This is a genomic window from Aeromicrobium sp. 9AM (genome assembly GCF_902506105.1).
Lineage (GTDB): Bacteria > Actinomycetota > Actinomycetes > Propionibacteriales > Nocardioidaceae > Aeromicrobium.
Genome location: NZ_LR733304.1, coordinates 1,887,790 through 1,906,087 on the forward strand (window position 1 = coordinate 1,887,790; position 18,298 = coordinate 1,906,087).

19 protein-coding genes and 2 tRNA genes are annotated in these 18,298 nt (G+C 68.8%); 7 read left to right on the plus strand and 14 right to left on the minus strand.

The genetic code is table 11. The features are described 5' to 3' along the window. Window positions 1–39: 39 nt before the first annotated feature. Both BOSE46_RS15630 and BOSE46_RS15635 read right to left on the minus strand, forming a co-directional pair. Window positions 40–1,704 (minus strand): alkaline phosphatase, encoded by a 1,665-nt coding sequence (locus BOSE46_RS15630; protein ID WP_236551773.1) that lies wholly within the window; start codon window positions 1,702–1,704, stop codon window positions 40–42. Window positions 1,705–1,800: 96 nt separating this feature from the next. Next, window positions 1,801–1,874, minus strand: a tRNA-Pro gene (locus BOSE46_RS15635). Between the two features lie 31 nt (window positions 1,875–1,905). Here BOSE46_RS15635 and BOSE46_RS15640 point away from each other — a divergent pair. Both BOSE46_RS15640 and BOSE46_RS15645 read left to right on the plus strand, forming a co-directional pair. Next, complete coding sequence (locus tag BOSE46_RS15640; RefSeq protein WP_159541113.1) at window positions 1,906–2,451, plus strand: 4-amino-4-deoxy-L-arabinose transferase; 546 nt, start codon at window positions 1,906–1,908, stop codon at window positions 2,449–2,451. Window positions 2,452–2,498: 47 nt separating this feature from the next. Next, window positions 2,499–2,572, plus strand: a tRNA-Gly gene (locus tag BOSE46_RS15645). 147 nt (window positions 2,573–2,719) lie between these two features. On the opposite strand, the gene BOSE46_RS15650 is transcribed toward BOSE46_RS15645, so the two are convergent. Next, window positions 2,720–3,262: a type 1 glutamine amidotransferase domain-containing protein gene (locus BOSE46_RS15650; RefSeq protein WP_159541114.1), complete on the minus strand. Its 543-nt coding sequence runs from the start codon at window positions 3,260–3,262 to the stop codon at window positions 2,720–2,722. Between the two features lie 151 nt (window positions 3,263–3,413). Here BOSE46_RS15650 and BOSE46_RS15655 point away from each other — a divergent pair, with 151 nt between their 5' ends. Next, complete coding sequence (locus BOSE46_RS15655) at window positions 3,414–4,049, plus strand: hypothetical protein (RefSeq protein WP_159541115.1); 636 nt, start codon at window positions 3,414–3,416, stop codon at window positions 4,047–4,049. Between the two features lies 1 nt (window position 4,050). Here BOSE46_RS15655 and BOSE46_RS15660 read toward each other — a convergent pair whose 3' ends face one another. After that, the gene (locus tag BOSE46_RS15660) at window positions 4,051–4,623 is read right to left on the minus strand and encodes a YdeI family protein (protein ID WP_159541116.1); all 573 of its coding nucleotides are present in this window, start codon (window positions 4,621–4,623) and stop codon (window positions 4,051–4,053) included. Window positions 4,624–4,663: 40 nt separating this feature from the next. Here BOSE46_RS15660 and BOSE46_RS15665 point away from each other — a divergent pair, with 40 nt between their 5' ends. After that, window positions 4,664–5,530 (plus strand): oxidoreductase, encoded by an 867-nt coding sequence (locus BOSE46_RS15665; RefSeq protein ID WP_159541117.1) that lies wholly within the window; start codon window positions 4,664–4,666, stop codon window positions 5,528–5,530. Here BOSE46_RS15665 and BOSE46_RS15670 read toward each other — a convergent pair. From BOSE46_RS15670 to BOSE46_RS15700, 7 genes are read right to left on the minus strand one after another with little or no spacing between them, the layout of a single operon-like run. Further along, window positions 5,451–6,626 (minus strand): PP2C family protein-serine/threonine phosphatase, encoded by a 1,176-nt coding sequence (locus BOSE46_RS15670; RefSeq protein ID WP_159541118.1) that lies wholly within the window; start codon window positions 6,624–6,626, stop codon window positions 5,451–5,453. The genes BOSE46_RS15665 and BOSE46_RS15670 overlap by 80 nt on opposite strands. A 10-nt stretch (window positions 6,627–6,636) precedes the next feature. Next, on the minus strand, window positions 6,637–7,449 hold the full coding sequence (locus tag BOSE46_RS15675; RefSeq protein WP_159541119.1) for an Fpg/Nei family DNA glycosylase: 813 nt from the start codon (window positions 7,447–7,449) through the stop codon (window positions 6,637–6,639). Continuing rightward, on the minus strand, window positions 7,442–7,900 hold the full coding sequence (locus BOSE46_RS15680; protein WP_159541120.1) for a ribose-5-phosphate isomerase: 459 nt from the start codon (window positions 7,898–7,900) through the stop codon (window positions 7,442–7,444). Before BOSE46_RS15680 ends, BOSE46_RS15675 begins: the two co-directional genes overlap by 8 nt. 33 nt (window positions 7,901–7,933) lie before the next feature. After that, window positions 7,934–9,472, minus strand: coding sequence for a CDP-glycerol glycerophosphotransferase family protein (locus BOSE46_RS15685; RefSeq protein WP_159541121.1), 1,539 nt, complete (start codon window positions 9,470–9,472; stop codon window positions 7,934–7,936). A gap of 16 nt (window positions 9,473–9,488) precedes the next feature. Further along, a complete protein-coding gene (locus BOSE46_RS15690) occupies window positions 9,489–10,382 on the minus strand; it encodes an alpha/beta hydrolase (RefSeq protein ID WP_159541122.1) in 894 nt (297 codons plus the stop codon). 32 nt (window positions 10,383–10,414) lie between these two features. Next, window positions 10,415–11,059 (minus strand): disulfide bond formation protein DsbA, encoded by a 645-nt coding sequence (locus BOSE46_RS15695; RefSeq protein ID WP_159541123.1) that lies wholly within the window; start codon window positions 11,057–11,059, stop codon window positions 10,415–10,417. Then, window positions 11,056–12,204 (minus strand): glutamate--cysteine ligase, encoded by a 1,149-nt coding sequence (locus BOSE46_RS15700; protein ID WP_159541124.1) that lies wholly within the window; start codon window positions 12,202–12,204, stop codon window positions 11,056–11,058. The genes BOSE46_RS15695 and BOSE46_RS15700 overlap by 4 nt, the downstream gene beginning before the upstream one ends. A gap of 73 nt (window positions 12,205–12,277) precedes the next feature. Here BOSE46_RS15700 and pepN point away from each other — a divergent pair, with 73 nt between their 5' ends. After that, entirely contained in the window at window positions 12,278–14,797 is a 2,520-nt protein-coding gene (gene pepN / locus BOSE46_RS15705) for an aminopeptidase N (RefSeq protein WP_159542864.1), read from the plus strand. Between the two features lie 61 nt (window positions 14,798–14,858). Here the strand turns inward: pepN and BOSE46_RS15710 are convergent, their stop codons facing one another. Together BOSE46_RS15710 and BOSE46_RS15715 are read right to left on the minus strand one after the other, a co-directional pair. Then, window positions 14,859–15,782, minus strand: a complete 924-nt coding sequence (locus BOSE46_RS15710; RefSeq protein ID WP_159541125.1) for a hypothetical protein — start codon at window positions 15,780–15,782, stop codon at window positions 14,859–14,861. Between the two features lie 186 nt (window positions 15,783–15,968). Continuing rightward, the gene (locus tag BOSE46_RS15715; RefSeq protein WP_159541126.1) at window positions 15,969–16,253 is read right to left on the minus strand and encodes a hypothetical protein; all 285 of its coding nucleotides are present in this window, start codon (window positions 16,251–16,253) and stop codon (window positions 15,969–15,971) included. 32 nt (window positions 16,254–16,285) lie between these two features. On the opposite strand from BOSE46_RS15715, the gene BOSE46_RS15720 reads away from it, so the two are divergent. Both BOSE46_RS15720 and BOSE46_RS15725 read left to right on the plus strand, forming a co-directional pair. Continuing rightward, the gene (locus tag BOSE46_RS15720; RefSeq protein ID WP_159541127.1) at window positions 16,286–17,209 is read left to right on the plus strand and encodes a mechanosensitive ion channel family protein; all 924 of its coding nucleotides are present in this window, start codon (window positions 16,286–16,288) and stop codon (window positions 17,207–17,209) included. Continuing rightward, the gene (locus tag BOSE46_RS15725; RefSeq protein WP_159541128.1) at window positions 17,206–17,586 is read left to right on the plus strand and encodes a globin; all 381 of its coding nucleotides are present in this window, start codon (window positions 17,206–17,208) and stop codon (window positions 17,584–17,586) included. Before BOSE46_RS15720 ends, BOSE46_RS15725 begins: the two co-directional genes overlap by 4 nt. On the opposite strand, the gene BOSE46_RS15730 is transcribed toward BOSE46_RS15725, so the two are convergent. Then, window positions 17,570–18,292, minus strand: coding sequence for an acyl-ACP thioesterase domain-containing protein (locus BOSE46_RS15730; RefSeq protein WP_159541129.1), 723 nt, complete (start codon window positions 18,290–18,292; stop codon window positions 17,570–17,572). The two genes, BOSE46_RS15725 and BOSE46_RS15730, sit on opposite strands and share 17 nt — an antisense overlap. Window positions 18,293–18,298: the final 6 nt, after the last annotated feature.

Below are 18,298 nucleotides of genomic sequence, written 5' to 3' on the forward strand. Positions count from 1 at the left end.
GGCGACAAGGCAACCCCGAATCGAGTCTCGCCCCCGCGATCAGGCGTCGAGCGGGTGATCGACCGGCTCGACCCGTGCCACCCCGGACTTCACGGACCACGACGCCAGTCGCCGCGAGCCCGAACGCGGGTCGCGGCGGTCGTGGACGGCATACCAGTCCATCTGGATCCGCTCCGGCGTCACCTCGAGGACGGAGTGCCCGTGGTCGTCGAGGTTGACGAAGCGTACGTGCGGGTTCTCGGCCTGGATCGCTGCCTCGAGGGTCAGCGAGACCGTCCGCGGCCGCGCACCGATGAAGTCGTCGACGTTGTTGCTCGTGATCGAGCTGCACACGAGCTCGGTGGCGACGACGCTGCCGCTCGGGCCGGGCACGTCGTTGGCCCACGCGGTGTGCACGTCGCCGGTCAGGAACACCACGTCGGTCGTGCCGTCAGCCTCGACCCGGCCGAGCAGCCGCCGGCGGTCCGACGGATAGCCGTCCCACTCGTCGGTGTTGGGGGTCGACGACCGGAGCGGCGTGAGGCTGACGGTCTGGCTCAGGGCGAACTCCTCCGCGGCCGGCCGGGGTGGCAGCCGCACGGGCGCGAGCATGACCGGGTTGCCGACGAGCTTCCAGCGGCACGGCGACGTCGCGAGGTTCCCGCTGAGCCACGCGAGCTGGTGCTCCCCCGCGATCGTGCGCGTGGAGTCGTTGATCGCCGGATCGTCCTCGCCGACGCGCTTGCTGCGATAGGTCCTCAGATCGAGCATCGACAGGTCGACCAGCCGGCCGAACTGCAGTCGCCGGTAGATCTTCCGCCCGTCACCCACCACCGCCGTGCCCGAGATCCGCACAGGCATCCACTCGTCGTACGCCTGTTGGGCCGCGCGCACGCGCTTGGCGTACGACCCCTCACGCGCCTGGTGCTCGTACGCTCCGTGAGCCCAGCTGCCGTCGGCCACCTCGTGGTCGTCCCACGTGACGATGAACGGCACCGCGGCGTGCAAGGCCTGGAGATCGCGGTCGGTCTTGTACTGCGCGTGCCTGCGCCGGTAGTCGCTCAGGCTGACGATCTCCCGCGGCGGGTCGTGCCGGCGCACGTCCTCGTTGCGGAAGCCGTACGAGTACTTGCCCGGCTGGTACTCGTACAGGTAGTCGCCGAGGTGGATCACGGCGTCGAGGTCTCCCCGCTCGGCGAGGTGCCGGTAGGAGTTGAACCAGCCTGCCTGCCAGTTGGCGCACGACACGACGCCGAACCGCAGTCGCTCAGGCGTGCTCCCCGGTGCGGGTGCCGTGCGCGTTCGCCCCGTACGTGACACGGCGTCGGCGTACGTGAAGCGGAACCAGTAGTCCGTCGCCGGCGCCAGCCCGGTCGCGTCGAGCTTGACCGTGTGGTCGCGCCCGGCGTCGGTGTGGACCGTGCCGGAGCGCACGACGTCCGTGAATGCGTCGTCGAGGGCGACCTCCCAGCGCACCGCGACGCGAGGCCCCTGACCCGACCCCGGGACCGACTGCTCGGTCGGGGTCACCCGGGTCCACAACACGACTGCGTCGGGGAGCGGGTCGCCCGAGGCGACTCCGTGGCGGAACGGCGACACCGTCGACGACGCCGCCGGGGTCGACAGGACCTCCGACCCCAGCACGCCCACCCCTGCGGCGAGACCGAAGCTGCCGATCAGGAACGTCCTACGATCCGGGAGCAGGGCTCCAGTCCTCGTCGTCACATGCCCATTCGGACAGGTGCGGCAGAACCAACCCTCCAGCGGAGGGTGAACGTCACGCGACGGTCAGACGTACGTCCGGTGCGGCATTTCACGAAGTCGGGATGACAGGATTCGAACCTGCGACCCTCCGCTCCCAAAGCGGATGCGCTACCAAGCTGCGCTACATCCCGTAGCCGCGTCAGTCTAGTGGACACTTGCCCCGTGACCTCGCATCGGTACGACGGGCTCGTCGCTCTCATCCACGAACGGCAGCCTGCGTGCGGCTCGACGACCGTCGTCGCGGTCGACGGACCGAGCGGATCGGGCAAGACGAGCCTCGTCGGCGAGCTGGCCGATGCGGCGGGCGCGAGCGTGCTGCACCTGGAGGATCTCTACCCGGGCTGGCACGGTCTCGCCGCGACTCCTCCGATGGTGCACGGCGTGCTCGAGTCTGTTGCGGTGGGCGACGTGGGCACGGCCGCCCGGTGGGACTGGGTCGAGGACCGACCAGGCGCGCCTCTGCACGTACCTCCCGTGCCTCTCCTCATCCTCGACGGCGTCGGCAGTGGGTCGGGGGCGATACGACCGTTCCTCAGCCTGCTGATCTGGGTCGAGGCACCCACGGCCGTACGGAAGCAGCGCGCCTTGGCGCGGGACGGTGGTGTGTATGCGCCGTTCTGGGACACCTGGGCGGCACAGGAGGCGGCTCACTTCTCGGCCGAGGAGACCCGCCGCCATGCCGACGTCATCGTGCACACCGACGCCTGATCCAGTCCGCGCATGTGGCAAGATGTATGTCGTTGCCGCAAGGCTTCGCGGACGTAACTCAATTGGCTAGAGTCTCTGCCTTCCAAGCAGAATGTTGCGAGTTCGAGTCTCGTCGTCCGCTCCGCCCCGAAGGGGCCCGTCCGGTCGTCGAGACTCGATGGGCCCCTTCGTCGCGCCGGAGGCGCCATAGCAGGGATCGTCGTCCGCTCCACCCCGTGACGTAGGGCCCCTCCATCGAGGGGCCCTACGTCATGCCGAACCTCTGGGGTTAGGCGTTCCCGATCGCCGACACCAGCGCGCCGCTGAAGGCGTCCAGGTCGTCCGGCGAGCGACTCGTGATGAGGTTGCCGTCCGTCGCGACCTCCTCGTCGACGACGGTCGCGCCGGCATTGCTCAGGTCCGTGCGGATGCTGGGGAACGATGTCACGGTCCGACCGGACACGACGCCGGCCTCCAGCAGGCTCCACGGTCCGTGGCAGATCGCCGCGACGGGCTTGCCGCTCTCGACGAACTCCCGCACGAACGCCATCGCGGTCTCGTCGACCCGCAGCTTGTCCGGGTTGACCGTCCCGCCCGGCAGCAACAGTGCGTCGTAGTCGTCCACCGAGGCGTCGCCGACCAGCGCGTCGACGTCGAACGTACCGGCGTCCTCCAGGTCGTTGTTGCGGGCAGCAATCTGCCCATCCTGCAACGACAGCAGATGCGTCGTGGCCCCTGCGTCAGTCAGGGCGCCACGCGGCTGCTCGAGCTCCACTCGCTCGACGCCGTCGGCGGCCAGGATCGCCACTCGTCGTCCGTTCAAGTCCGTCATGTTCCATCCCTCCGATCGTGTCGTGCTGTTCTCGATACCCAGCAGACCGAGGCCGAATCACCCCGAAATTGCTTGACATCCCCGCGACCTGGGTAGTCCCTCCACCACACCTCGTGATGGGCGCACCCGCGCTGGAGGACAGGAGACGGCCATGATCTGGAACAGGGACAAGGGCGAGCACGTCGACACGGACACGCGTACGCGCGACGACGTGGCCGGCCGCACGGCAGCTGTCGACCCCGACGAGCGCGACGCCACGGTCGAGCAGCACCAGCAAGAGCGCTGGGGCGGCATGAACGCGGGTGCCGGATTCTTCGGCTGGCTCGTCGCGGTCGGCATGGCGGTGCTGCTCTCGAGCATCATCGGCGCTGTCGCGGCCGCTGTCGGCAACGCCAATGACGTGACCCAGTCGCAGCTCGACCGGGAGGCCGGCAAGATCAGCATCGGCGCCGCCATCGTCCTGCTCGTCGTGCTGCTGATCAGCTTCTACGCGGGCGGGTACGTCGCCGGTCGCATGTCGCGATTCGACGGAGCCCGACAGGGCTGGGCCGTGTGGCTCATCAGCGTGGTGGTCGTCGTGATCGCCGCGATCATCGGAGCCGTGTACGGCTCGGAGTACGACGTCATGAACCGCGTCGACATCCCTGACGTGCCCATCCCCACCGACGACCTGACGCTCGGCGGTGCGGTCACGATCGCCGCGGCGATCTTCGCGACACTGCTGGCCGCGCTGGCCGGCGGCAAGGCCGGCACGCACTACCACCGCAGGGTCGACCGCACCTGGTAGGTCAGTGCAGGGTCTCCCCGCGCTCGAACATCGCGACGAACTTCGTGATGCGCCGGGCGCGGGTCTCGGGACGCTTGGCGTGATGGAGCTGGTAGTAGACCGCGAACGTGTTGCGCTTGTTGAGCGTCGCGAAGAACTCCTTCGCAGCCGGGTTCGCCTCCAGCGCCTCCAGGAAGTCCGCAGGCACCTCGGCCGTGGACGGGCTCGCGGTCGCGGCGTCCCACCGGCCGTCCTGCTTGGCCCGCTCGACCTCTGCGACACCGGCCGGGCGCATGCGGCCAGCCGCGGTCAGGGCCGCGACTTTGTCGCGGTTGATCTCCGACCACGGGCTCTGCGGGCGCCGGGGCCCGTACGACTGGAGGTAGGCCTGCTCGTCGAGCGATCGCCGCTGGCCGTCGATCCAGCCGAACGCGAGAGCGAGGTCGAGCAGCTCCGCCAAGGTCGGCGTCTGCAGCGCTGAGCCCTTCTTGGCGATCACGAACCACGCCCGATCGGTGTCGGCATGGTGTGCCTCGTACCAGGCCTCCGCTTCGGCGACGTCGGCGAATCGGATGGGCTCGGGGGCGTCGGCCATTCCCGTAGCGTAGCCACGATCTGCCGCCATACTGGGCGACATGACCGATCCCGCTGCTCGAACCGTGCTCATCACCGGCTGCTCGTCCGGCATCGGGGAGGCGACGGCTGCTCGCCTGTCGAAGTCCGGCTGGACCGTCTACGCCACGGCGCGCAGGCCCGAGACCCTCGACGCATTGGCGGCGGGCGGGTGCCGCGCCCTCGCGCTCGACGTCACGAGTGAGGACTCGATGACCACAGCCGTGGACACGGTGCTCGGCGAGGCCGGTCGCATCGACGCACTCGTCAACAACGCCGGATACTCGCAGTCCGGTGCGGTCGAGACGCTGGACCTCGACGACGTACGCCGGCAGTTCGAGACCAACGTGTTCGGCCTGGTCCGGATGTGCCAGCTCGTGCTGCCGTCGATGCGACAGAAGGGCTCCGGGCGCATCGTCAACATCTCGTCGATGGGCGGCCGGCTCGTGTTCCCGGGCGGCGGGGCGTACCACGCGACGAAGTACGCCGTGGAGGCCTTGTCGGACGCGTTGCGGTTCGAGGTCGCCGGGTTCGGCGTCAAGGTCGTGATCGTCGAGCCGGGCCTGATCACGACGAACTTCGAGAATGCCGCAGTCGCGTCGATGGCGGGCAACGACGACGGCCCGTACGCGGAGTTCAACGCCGAGGTCGCCAAGGCGACCAAGGAGGTGTATGCGGGGCCCATGCGGCACCTCGGAGGGGGCCCTGACGCGGTCGCCAAGGTCATCGAGAGGTCGCTGACCACCCGTCGGCCCAGGATCCGCTACACCGTCACGCCGTCTGCGAGCCTGTCGATCCGCAGCCGCAACCTCATGGGAGCGCGTGGTTGGGACGCGGTGCTGCGGACTCAGTTCCCTCAGCCGGCAGCGCCGGCACCCCAGGACGACTGAGGATCAGCACCGCTCGGTCGTCGTCGCCCGTCGTGACCATCTTGAGGATGCGGCGTGGTGCCTGGTCGAAGCCTGCCGTCACGATCGTCGCCGCCTCCGTGCGCAGCCACTCGATGCCGGCCGTGAAGTCCTGCGTCCGCGACTCGACGACGCCGTCGGTGTAGAACATCAGCGCATCGCCGACCTCGAGGCGTCCGGTCGTCTGGTGGAAGTCCGGCCGCTTCATGATGCCGAGCGCCGTGCCGCGCGCACCGTCGATCTGCCACACCGAGCTGGCCGAGTCCCAGCGCAGCGCCGGAGGGTGTCCGGCGTTGATGATCGAGTAATTCCCGCTCGGCAGGTCGATCAGGACGTGCACCGCCGTGGCGAAGCCCTCGTCCCAGTTCTGCCGGACCAGGAAGTCGTTGCCGGCGGCGAACAGGCCGAGCGGAGGCAGGGCACCGATGAGGCCACCGAGCGCGCCCGCGAACTGCAGGGACTGGGTGCCTGCGGCCACGCCCTTGCCGCACACGTCGACCAGGACCATCTCGAGCTTGGTCTCGTCCTCCGACAGGTTGGCGACGAGGAAGTCACCGGCGAACTTGGCGCCCCCCGCCGGCAGCATCGCGGACTGCGACTTCCAGCCCGTGGGCAGCGGCGGAACGACGCCCTGCGCCTGGAGCCGGTCCTTGAGGTCGACCAGCATCGCCTCACCGAGAGGGCCCGGCAGGCCGCTGCGGTGACGGCTCGACTCGAACAGCACGATGACGGCGACGAGCGCCATGACGATCAGAGTGCTGACCCGGCCCGTGGTCATGCCCGACTTGATCGTCTCGTGCGTCACTGTGATCGCCGTCGCCGCGACGATGAACAGCACCAGTGCGAGCAGCGGCTTGTAGCGCAGGGCCATCGTGCCGAGCAGGATCGGGATCACGAAGGTCGCCGCCGGGAATGTGTTGTAGCTGATCAGCGACAGCAGCATGATGCCGGTGGACAGGACGATCAAGCCGCCGAGGACCGCGACCTGTCCTTCACTGGTGCCGGTGCGCCACCGGACGATGCGCTCATCGACGTAGCCCGCCAGTGTGGGCAGCGTCCGCCGGAACCGAGTCGTCACACCATCGACCCTATCCACGATGCTGGCATGTCGGACACCAAAACAGGTTTCTGCCGGCGAGGACTCGGCGTCGCACGGGCATCCCGCAGACGAGACAGGCTTGCCCTTCTCGCCGGTAGACGTAGACCTCTCCCCCGTGGTCGTCGGCACGCGGCGGACGGCCCATCGCCTCGGGCTCGTGCTCGGGCCTGACGGTGTCGATCCGGCCGGTGCGCACCCCGTCGCGCATCAGGTCGACGAGGTCGGCCCACATCGCGTTCCAGCGCTTGTGAGTGACTCGGCGCCCAGCGGTCATCGGAGCCACCTCGTTGCGGAACAACACCTCCGCCCGGTAGACGTTGCCGACCCCGCCGAGCACCGCCTGATCCATCAGCAACGCGGCGATCGGGGTCGTGGAGCGGTGGATGCGGTGCCAGGCGCGATCCGGGTCGGCATCAGCCCGCAACGGATCCGGGCCGAGTCGGGCGATCCGGGCGTCGACCTCCGGGGGCGTCAGCAGCTCGCACGTGTTGGCTCCTCGCAGATCGGCCGTCGACCCGGCTTCGAGGCGCCACCGCACCTGCCCCACGACGGGACGATCGACGCCGGGGCTGATGACGAACGTCCCGTAGAGGCCGAGGTGGACGTGCGCCTGCTCCGGCACGTCGGCGAACGAGACGAAAAGGTGCTTGCCCCACGCCTCTGCGCCGTCGAGCACGTGTCCGTCGATCCGTGCCGCCTCGGCGGCGAACCGGCCCTGCGGGCTCGACGAGGTCACGGCCCGCCCGACGTACGTCGTGCGGAGCTCGTCGGCCAGGCGGTGGAGCGTGTGCCCCTCAGGCAAGCTCGCCGGTCTCCTCGTAGGAGAGCAGCATGTCGATCCGGCGCTGGTGGCGCTCGGCGTGGCTCCACGGCGTCGTCAGGAACGTCTCGACGATCGCCGTCGCCTCGTCGGCGGTGTGCATCCGCGCACCGACCGCGACGACCTGGGCGTCGTTGTGCTGACGGGCCAGCGAAGCCGTCTCGGTGCTCCAGGCGAGCGCGGCACGCGCACCCCTGACCTTGTTGGCGGCGATCTGCTCGCCGTTGCCCGAGCCTCCGATGACGACCGCCAGCGAGCCGGGTTCGCCGACCGCGGCGGCAGCCGCAGCGATGCAGTAGAGCGGGTAGTCGTCCTCGGAGTCGTATGTCTCGGCGCCATGGTCGACGGCTTCGTATCCGTTGTCGTTGAGCCAGGCGATGAGGTGGGTCTTGAGCTCGAAGCCTGCGTGGTCTGAGCCGATGTGGACGCGCATGTGCTCAGTCTTCCAGTCCCTGCGGCAAGCTGCTCAGGCACCTCTGACGAGCTCGCGCACGAAAGCCGCGAACGCGTCGGCGGACTCCTCGCCCACGAAGTCCCCCAGCACGTAGCGCTTGCGTTCGGCCCGCGCCGCGGCGAGCGGGTCACGTACGAGGAGGTCGTCAAGCACCTCGTCGAGGTTGGACATGTCGCCGAGCAGGACGTAGCCGGTCTGCGCGACCGAGAACTCGTCGCGAAACTCCTCGATGCCGGCGCGCATGCTCGTCATGGCGTACGGCTTCTCGGACTGCAGGAAGTCCGAGACGACGCTCGAGACGTCGGAGATGAGGGCGTGCGAGTGGTTGGCGCAGTCGACCACGCTCCACTCCTTGTCGACGACCTTGCCCCAGCGATGGCGACGGTCCGAGGAGTTGCGGTCGGCGCGCAGGATGTCGCGGATCTCCTGGATGACCGCTGCGCGGCGGCGCCAGCGATAGCTCAACGGGTGGGGCCGGAAGATCACCGAGACGTCCCGGGCGATGAGGGCTCGCACGATGTCTGGCCCCTTCTCGAGCGACGAGAAGTTGACCGCGTCGTCCACACCGTGCCAGGTCGGGGCGTAGAGCACGCGCTTGGGCCGGCGCTCGGCGATCGGACCTCGTGCCGGCAGCACCCCGGAGGCCTGCGGACGGCCCAGGATGCGGAACTTCTCGGGCGCTACGTGGATGCCGTGGCGCTCATAGCGGTCGATGCCGGCCTGGCCGCAGACCACGAGGATGTCGTACAGCGCGTGGCGCGGGTTGAAGTTGGCCGGCTTGTCGGAGTCGCCGTGGTTGAGCCACACGTGGGTCAGGTCGGTGTGGTCCATGAACCCCTTGTTGGACTGCGCGTTCTGCACGTAGAAGACCGCGCGGATCGAGCGCACGAACAACGAGTCGAGATCGCGCGTCCCGCGGGAGCCGAGCTGGACGAGCGGCGACGTGAGGTCGGCGCCGTCGAGGATCAAGGGGAGGTACTTCTCGTGCAGTGTGATCACGACGCAGCGCTCGCCGGAGCGCAGCAGGTAGGGCTCCCACATGCGCAGCTGCCAGGGCCCGCCCGAGCGCCCGGCGAAGCCCATCGCGATCGTCGGCGCGTACGCCTCCAGAGCCTCGCGGACCCGCCGGCCGTGGCGCAGGTAGCGGAGCATCGTGCCCGCGCACGCGAGCCACGCGACGACCGCCACGACAGCCAACGCCACGAACGCCGCCGATGGCGCGCCGACAACCGTCAGCATCACCGCCACGACGGCAGCGGCGAGGCTGACCCAGGTGTGCGCCTCGACGGGGATGCGGCTGGGTCGCGGTGGACCGTCCGGCACTCCCGGCAGCCCGTACGCGTACGAGGGGGTCTCCGAGATCCGCGGGACCAGGAAGGAGCCGGCGACCAGCACGACCAGCGATGCGAACGTGGCCGGGCCGGGAAGGAGTGCCAGCAGGACGACGAGGGCGACGCCGACGACGGGCAGGACGATCAGCCTCGGGCGTTCGGCGACCTGCTTGCGGAGGGTCTGGGTGCGCTTGCTCGACAGCCACACATCCCCGCTCACGCGCCCAGTATGCCAGTCAGCGGGCACGCGCCCGACGGGCGTCGAGCAGGGCGCCGACCATCGTCACCGACGCACGTGCTGCATCGAACACCGCCGGCTGGCGCCAGTAGGAGTGCACCATGCCCAGCGCGCGGAACGCCGTCACGTCGACGCCGGCCTCGGCCAGCTGGGCCGCGTAGACCTCGCCCTGGTCGCGCAGCAGGTCGTGCTCGTTGGTCACCAGGAACGCCGGCGGGTGGTCGGCGAGGTTGGTCGCGTTGACGACCGACACCTCCGGCAGGTCACCCGTGGCGCCGGGCGCGTAGGACTCCCAGAACCAGTCCATCGCCGTGCGCTCGAGTGCCGCGTTGTCGTCGGGACCGCTGAGGTCAGCGCGTCGGTCGACCGGCGGGTACATCAGCACCTGGAAGTCGATCGCGGTCGGCTCCCGCACGGCCAGTCCGGCGACGAGGTTGGCGCCTGAGGAGTCGCCGATCGCCGGCAGGAAGGACGCGTCGATCCGGTGCTCACGATCGTGCGACCGGAGCCACCTCGCGGCGGCCTGCACGTCGTCGAGCGGCGCTGGGTAGGGCTCCTCGGGCGCCCGGCGGTAGTCCACCGCCAGCAGCGCCCACCCCGTCGTGTGCGCGAGGTAGCGGCAGAAGGCGTCGTGGGTCTCGAGGTCGTGCAGGACCCAGCCGCCACCGTGCACGTACAGGGCGACGGGCGCGCCCTGCCGCGGCCGGTAGAGCCGGCACGACACACCGTCGGCGTCCACGTCGCTGACGTGGTCGAGGCCGATCTGGTCGGTGCTCGCCAGCGCGGCGGCCCGGGCGGTCGCACGGACCTCCGCGTACGTCTCGCCGAGCGAGCCGTACGCGGAGGGGCCGAGCGTGTCAAGCAGCGCTCGCGACTGCGGGTGAAGACTCATGCAAAAGAGCCTAGTGGCGGCCCGCGGTCGGTTCAGTCGAACGACAGCTCGCCCTTGCGGGTGCGCTTGAGCTCGAAGAAGTCCGGGTAGTCCGCGAGCAGGCGGGCGCCGTCGAACACCGAGCCGGCCACCTCACCGCGCGGGATGCTCTGGAGCACGGGGCCGAAGAACGCCGTGCCGCCGATGGAGATGACCGGCGTACCGACCTCCTCACCGACCCGGTCGATGCCGTCCTGGTGCGAGGCGCGCACCGCGTCGTCGAGGGAGATGTCCTCGGCGGCATCGGCGAGGTCGACCGGCAGGCCGATCTCCTCCAGCACCTCGGCGTAGAGCTGCTTGTCGAACTCGCGGCCTTCGTTGTGGTGCTTGGTGCCGATCGACGTGTAGAACGACCGCAGTGCCTCCGGGCCGTGGGCCTGCTCGACGGCGATCGCGAGGCGTACGGGGCCCCAGCCGCGCTCCAGCATGTCCTTGTAGCGCTGCTCGACGTCCTTGTCGGCATTGAGCACCGAGAGGCTCATGACGTGGAACGTCGTGTGCACGTCGCGCACCTGCTCGACCTCGAGCATCCAGCGGGAGGTGATCCAGGCGAACGGGCACAAGGGGTCGAACCAGAAGTCGACCGTCTCGGTCGAGGTCGAGACGGTCGGGGACGTGGCGGTGTCAGAAGAAGTCATGGAAAGTTCAACAACGCACGACCCGCTCGCATTTCCTCCACGAGAGATCCGACCACGGCGTCGAGCTCTCCGCCGTTCAAGGCGGCCACCCGGCGCTGGCGCTGGTAGGACGCTCCGCCGGAGATGATGTCGTGGATGCCGGCCAGCTCGTCGGTGCACTTGAGCCGCTCCGCGACGGGTGCGAGCTGCTCCAGGACGCGGTGCAGATGGGTCGTCACGAGCTCCTCGTCGGCGTGCTTGTCGAGGATCAGGATCGCGTCCATGCCGTAGCGGGCCGAGCGCCACTTGTTCTCCTGCGCGAACCACGGCGGCACGGTCGGCAGCTCGCGGCCGGCGTCGAGCTCTGACGAGAAGAACTCGACGAGGCAGTGCGTCAGTGCCGAGATGCTGAGCAGCTCGGCCATCGACGGGATGCCGTCACACACGCGTACCTCGAGCGTGCCGAACTTGGGTGACGGGCGGATGTCCCAGCGGATCTCGTCGAACACGTCGATGACGCCGGTGTGCAGCATGTCGTCGACATAGCCCTCGAGCTGACCCCACTCCTCGAACTGGAACGGCAGCCCGGCGGTCGGCAGCTGCTGGAACATCAGGGCGCGGTTCGAGGCGTACCCCGTCTCCTTGCCACCCCAGAACGGCGACGACGCACTGAGCGCCTGGAGGTGGCCGTAGTACGTCAGCAGGGCACGGCTGATCGGCAGCACCTTGTCGCGGTCCTCGATGCCGACGTGGACGTGGACGCCGTAGATCAGCATCTGGCGGCCCCACCACTGCGTGCGGTCGATCAGCGTCGCGTACCGCTCCTTGTCGGTGACCTTCTGGTGGTCCCACGCGGCGAACGGGTGCGTGCCGGCGCACATCAGCTCGACGCGCAACGGATCCGTCACCTCGCGGATCTCGTCGATCGCCCGCTCGAGGTCGGCGCCCGCCTGGCCCACGGTGTGGCAGACCCCGGAGACGATCTCCACGGTGTTGAGCAACAGCTCCTGGCGGATGTGCGGATGCTCTCCGCCGCCGTCCGGTGCGACCGCGTCGAGCACGGTCTGCGCGACCTGGCGCAGGTCGCCGGAGTCCGAGTCGACGAGCGCGAGCTCCCACTCGATGCCGACCGTTGAGCGCTCGGACTCGGCGAACGGAATGTTCATAGGTCCATCCTGCCCGAGATCGGACCGTCCACCCGCCTCGTCCCACGGACGGCAGCGTGAAACCATGACGAACATGCCTGGTACCAACCTCACCCGCGAAGAAGCCAGCGAGCGCGCCTCGATCGTCTCCACAGAGACGTATGACGTGCAGCTCGACCTCACCCTCGACTCCAACACCCGTTTCGGGTCGATCACCACGATCCGGTTCACCGCGACCCCCGGGGCTGCGACGTTCGTCGACCTCGTCGACGCCGAGATCTCCTCGATCACGCTCAACGGCACCCCGGTCGACCCCTCGGCGTACGCCGACAACCGCATCGCGCTCACCGGCCTCGCCGAGAGCAACGAGCTCGTCGTCGACGCCACCTGCGCGTACTCGCGCTCCGGCGAGGGCCTGCACCGGTTCGTCGACCCCGTCGACCAGCGGGTCTACTTGTACACGCAGTTCGAGGTTCCGGACGCCCGCCGTGTGTTCACGACGTTCGAGCAGCCCGACCTCAAGGCCGTCTTCACGTTCCACGTCACGGCGCCGTCCGAGTGGGCCGTGGTGTCCAACTCCCCCACGCCCGAGCCCGTCGCGGCCGACGAAGGAACGTCGACGTGGCACTTCGAGCCGACCAAGCGCATGTCGACCTACATCACCGCGGTGATCGCCGGTGAGTACGTCTCGGTGACCGACTCCTACCGCGGAGCGTACGACGAGATCCCGCTCGGGATCTTCTGCCGGCAGTCGATCGTCGAGCACCTCGATGCCGACGACATCTTCCTCGTCACGAAGCAGGGCTTCGAGTTCTTCGAGGGCGCGTTCGAGATGGGCTACCCGTTCGGCAAGTACGACCAGCTGTTCGTGCCGGAGTACAACATGGGCGCGATGGAGAACGCCGGAGCCGTGACGTTCCGCGACGAGATGATCTTCCGCAGCCGGCAGACCGTCGCCGCGTACGAGTCGCGGGCCAACACGATCCTGCACGAGATGGCGCACATGTGGTTCGGCGACCTCGTGACGATGAGGTGGTGGGACGACCTGTGGCTCAACGAGTCGTTCGCCGAGTTCGCCGCCTCGCACTCGGCCACCAACGCGACGCGGTTCACCGACTCGTGGACGAGCTTCACCAACGCCCGCAAGAACTGGGCGTACCGGCAGGACCAGCTGCCGTCGACGCACCCGATCGCCGCGGACAACTACGACCTGCGCGCGGTCGAGGCCAACTTCGACGGCATCACGTACGCCAAGGGCGCCTCGGCGCTCAAGCAGCTCGTGGCGTGGGTCGGCGAGAAGGACTTCTTCGCGGGTCTGCGGGCATACTTCGGCAAGCATGCGTACGGCAACACCGAGCTCAAGGACCTGCTCGTCGAGCTCGAGGAGGCCTCCGGTCGAGAGCTCAGCGAGTGGGCCGAGGAGTGGCTGCAGACGTCGGGCGTCAACACGCTGCGCGCGTCGTTCGAGACCAACGCTGAGGGCTACTTCACGTCGTTCACGGTCGAGCAGACCGCGATCGAGGCCTACCCGACGCTGCGCCGCCACCGCATCGCGATCGGTCTCTACGACCAGGTCGAGGGCAAGCTCGTGCGCCGCGAACGTGACGAGACCGACATCCGCGGCGCGTCGACCCAGATCGTCGAGCTGCTCGACACCAAGCAGCCCGACCTGATCCTGCTCAACGACGACGACCTGACGTACGCCAAGATCCGCCTCGACGAGCGCTCGTTCGCGACGCTGATCGAGAGCATCGCGACGTTCGAGGACTCCCTCCCCCGCGCCCTGTGCTGGGGATCGGCGTGGGACATGACCCGCGACGCCGAGCTGTCGTCCTCGGACTTCGTCACGCTGGTGCTCGCGGGCGTCGGCTCGGAGACCGACCTGACGGCCGTCGCCTCGCTGCTGCGACAGGGATCGAGTGCGATCAACCTCTACACGCCGGACTCGGCACGTCCCGAGCTCAAGGAACGCTGGGAGTCCGGCGTTCGCGCGCTGATGGAGTCGGCCGAGCCGGGCAGCGACCACCAGCTCGCCTTCGTTCGGGCGTACGCATCGGCGGCCTCCGGTCCTGATCGGCTGCGGGAGATCCTTGACGGCAGCCTTGAGGGCCTCACGGTCGACACCGACCTGAGGTGGACGATCGTCATGGCGCTGGCTCGCATCGGCGTGGCCGACGAGGCCGAGATCGCCGCCGAGCTGGAGCGCGACAACACGATCTCCGGCAAGGAGAACGCCGCCGCAGCCCGGACGATCCGCCCGTCGGCCGAGGCGAAGGCCGAGGCGTGGCAGGTCGCAGCCATCGACCCGTCGACGCCCAACGAGACACGGCGCCAGACCGCGCTCGCGTTCCAGGTCACCGGACAGGCCGAGATCCTCGAGCCGTACGTCGACCGCTACCTCGAGGTGGCAGACTCGATCATCGACGAGATGGGCGTGTGGATCGGGCAGGTCGTGCTGATCTACATGTTCCCGACGGCGAACCCGTCCCAGGCGACGCTCGACAAGGTCGATGCGTGGCTCTCGTCGACGAGCGCCAACCCGGCCGCCGTGCGCTACGTCTCCGAGGGTCGCGACGACCTGGCCCGCGCGCTGAGGGCCCAAGCCGCCTTCTGATACCAGCCCCGCTGGGAGTGACGTTTGGGTCGCGAATCGCCGTGATCCCCCGACGCGAACGTCACTCCCAGCGCGGCGCGTGCTTCCAGGTGTGCCACCAGTCGGGCTTCTCGAGAGTCCACAGCCGGCCTCGTTCGCGTGAGGCGTCGAGGCGCGCTCGGTGAATGCGGCCAACCGTCGCCCAGCGATCGACGTGGTCCAGCGACGTCACACGGCACACGACGAGCCGTGCTCGTTCAAACTTCTCCTCGCGGATGTTGTCGTCCGTATGCCTCTGGGCCTCGCGGTGGTCCGCTCCGTCTGACTCGATGACGAGCCCCGTGGCGGGGTCGATCAGATCGGCGATGCCGAGGAGATTTCCGAATAGGTCGAACACCGGGACGTTCACTTGCAGACCGTGAATGTCTGCATCCAGCTCTGCCATCAGCCTCGTGCGGGACTCCCAAGGGCTCGCCGAACGCGAGACAGCTTGACCCAGGGCCCACCGCGCCTGGGCAATCCCACGGGTCTTCGCATGTGAGTTGACCACACGCGCCACGTCATCGATCGAGGTGTGCGGGACGTCCGAGGTCGTACTGCAGGCCATGTCGAGCACCACCACCGCCTCGCGCCGGTTGCGGGCAAGTCGCATCTCGTCGTACTCGGCGCGCGCCATCGTCGTGACCTCGACCGATCCGATCCAGATTCGCTCGTCGCGATCGACCAGTCCACGCGATGGCGCAATCCCGGGTCGTACGCGGATCTGGCTGTTGTGCCAGCAATGGACGAGGACGTCACGACGTGTGCCGTCCGGGCCGAGTCCGTCGAACCACGTGTTGCCGTGCGCGGCCAAGGCGGCCCATCCACCGAGCGCACCGTGCTCGCGCGCGAGCGCTGCAGCGTCCGCAAGTATTTCGCTCAACGCGGTGAGGCCGACGTACGCAGGTCTGACCACTCCGCGAAAGGGGTGGGACCACTGATCGCCACGCAGCTGGCGTGGAGTCATTCCCGCGCTCAGCGCGTGCGATGTGCGACGCGAAACACCCGTGGCGTCCAAGGGCTCCATCGGGCGAGCATCACCGAGATGTCTCAGTTCTGCAGCGCCTCATCCACAGATCGCCCTGAGCGTGACGTTTGCGTCGGGGGTCGACGGCGATTCGCGACCCGAACGTCACTGCCAGCGGGATCTGGGTCAGTGGTGCGGGGTGGGGGTGCTGTCGGTGCGGACGTGGATCTCGTTGCCCGGAGCCGGCGGTACGTAGTTGTTGCGCGCCGTGAGGAGTGCGAACAGCGAGATGAGCACGAACAGGCCGACCGTGCCACCGCCGAAGAGGATCAGCAGATCGAGGTGGCTGCGATCCGGGCCGTCGGGCCAGGCGCCACCGGTGGGCTCGTCGGCGAAAGCCGCGGCCGACCCGGCGAAGAACGTGACGACGAAGGCGAACGCGGGGCCGAGCAGGCGAGCGGGTGTCCTCATGGGCCCATCGTATCCACCCGTAGGCTGGAGGAATGTCACCCCTCGACGTGAATTGGGACCTGCCCGCCGACACGGCGTACGACTGGTTCGTCGCCGCGCCGCTGTCGATCCTTCTCATCATCGTCCTCGGGCTCGCGTTCCGTTGGTTCATCAACCGCGCCGTCGACCGGTTGGTGTCACGCGCCGTCAAGGGCGCGGTGCCGGGTGTCATCGCCAACTCCAAGGCCGGTGAGTTCCTCGCCGACCTGCGCCCCGGCTCCAGCGAGCGCCGCACGCAGCGTGCCCAGACCATGGGATCGCTGCTCAAGAGCATCTCCACGGGCGTCATCCTCGCGATCGTCGTGGTCATGGTCCTCGCGCAGCTCGGGGTCAACATCGCGCCGATCATCGCCAGCGCCGGCATCGTCGGCATAGCTCTCGGCTTCGGCGCACAGAACCTGGTCAAGGACCTGCTGTCGGGCATCTTCATGATCCTCGAGGACCAGTACGGCGTCGGCGACGCGGTCGACCTCGGCGAGGCCAGCGGAACGGTCGAGGCAGTCGGCCTGCGGGTCACCCGGCTCCGGGATGTCAACGGCACGGTCTGGTACGTCCGCAACGGCGAGATCCTGCGCGTCGGCAACCAGAGCCAGAACTGGGCGCGCACGGTCCTCGACATCACGGTCGACTACGAGGCAGACCTCGATCGTGTCCAGGTGGTCCTCGAGGAGGAGGCCACCGCTATGTACGAGGACGAGCGCTATCACGACGTCATCATCGAGCAGCCCGAGGTCTGGGGTGTCGAGCGCTTCGACAAGGACGGCGCGGTCGTACGCGTCGTGCTCAAGACCGCACCGTTGCAGCAGTGGCTCGTCGCCCGGGCCATGCGCCAGCGCGTCAAGGCTCGCTTCGACAAGGAAGGCATCCGTATCCCGACCACATTCCGTACGACTGTCGACGAGGAGCCCCCGGCATGACCGAGCAGACGTTCTACGACGCGATCGGCGGGCACGACACGATCAAGCTGATCGTCGACACGTTCTACGAGGGTGTCGCGACCGACGAGGTCCTGCGACCGCTCTACCCCGAGGAGGACCTCGGCCCCGCGGCGCACCGCTTCACGATGTTCCTGGAGCAGTACTGGGGCGGACCGACGACGTACTCCGACCAGCGCGGACACCCGCGCCTGCGGATGCGGCACGCGCCGTTCGCCGTGACGCTCGAGGCGCGCGACCGCTGGCTGGTGCACTTCCGCGAAGGTCTCGACAAGGCCAACCTCTCCCCCGAGCTCGACGCGCAGTTCTGGGCGTACGTCCAGCACGCCGCCAACTTCATGGTCAACCAGGCCGGCTGAGCGACTCGAACGCCGCGCGCTCCTCGTCGGTGTAGGGCCGGGAGCGCTGCGTCTCCAGGTCGAAGCCGATCAGCGCGGCACTGGCCCGGACGTGCACCGTGCCCTCGCCGATGATCTCGGTCTCGATCACCGCCGACGAGGTGCCCAGCCGGCTGACCCATGACGCGATCTCGTACGGTTCGCGGCGCCACGGCATCCCGTCGCCGTACGTGACGTCGACCCGGCCGAGCACGAACCGGCCGGCCGACAGCGCCTTCAGCCTGCTGGCGATCAACAGGATCCGGGCCTCCTGCAGCAGCTCGAACACCTTGACGCCCGTGACCAGGCCGTCGGGCCCGAGGTCGCTGCGCCGCAGCTGGCACGGCAGGGTGTCGGCGTACGGCGGTGCGGGAGCGAACGGCTCGAGCGTGCCGAACATCGTGACGACGCGGGCGAACGGCGACGACTCCGCAGCAGGACGGATCTCCTGCACGAGCTCGTCATCGCCGACCACCGCGGTGAGGTGGATCGGGTGACGGCTCAGCAGCAGCGGGCGCAGGAACTCGACGACGATCCGGCGTACGGGCCGCTCGTCGAGGAGGCCGTCCTCCACGAGCGATGCGCGACTCTCCGCGGCGTAGTCGAGGTAGACGACATTGTTGACGTGGTTGAGCACGTCGAGATCCGCCCAGCGCATGGGCAGCTCATGGACGACGGTGGTGGACACCCGCCG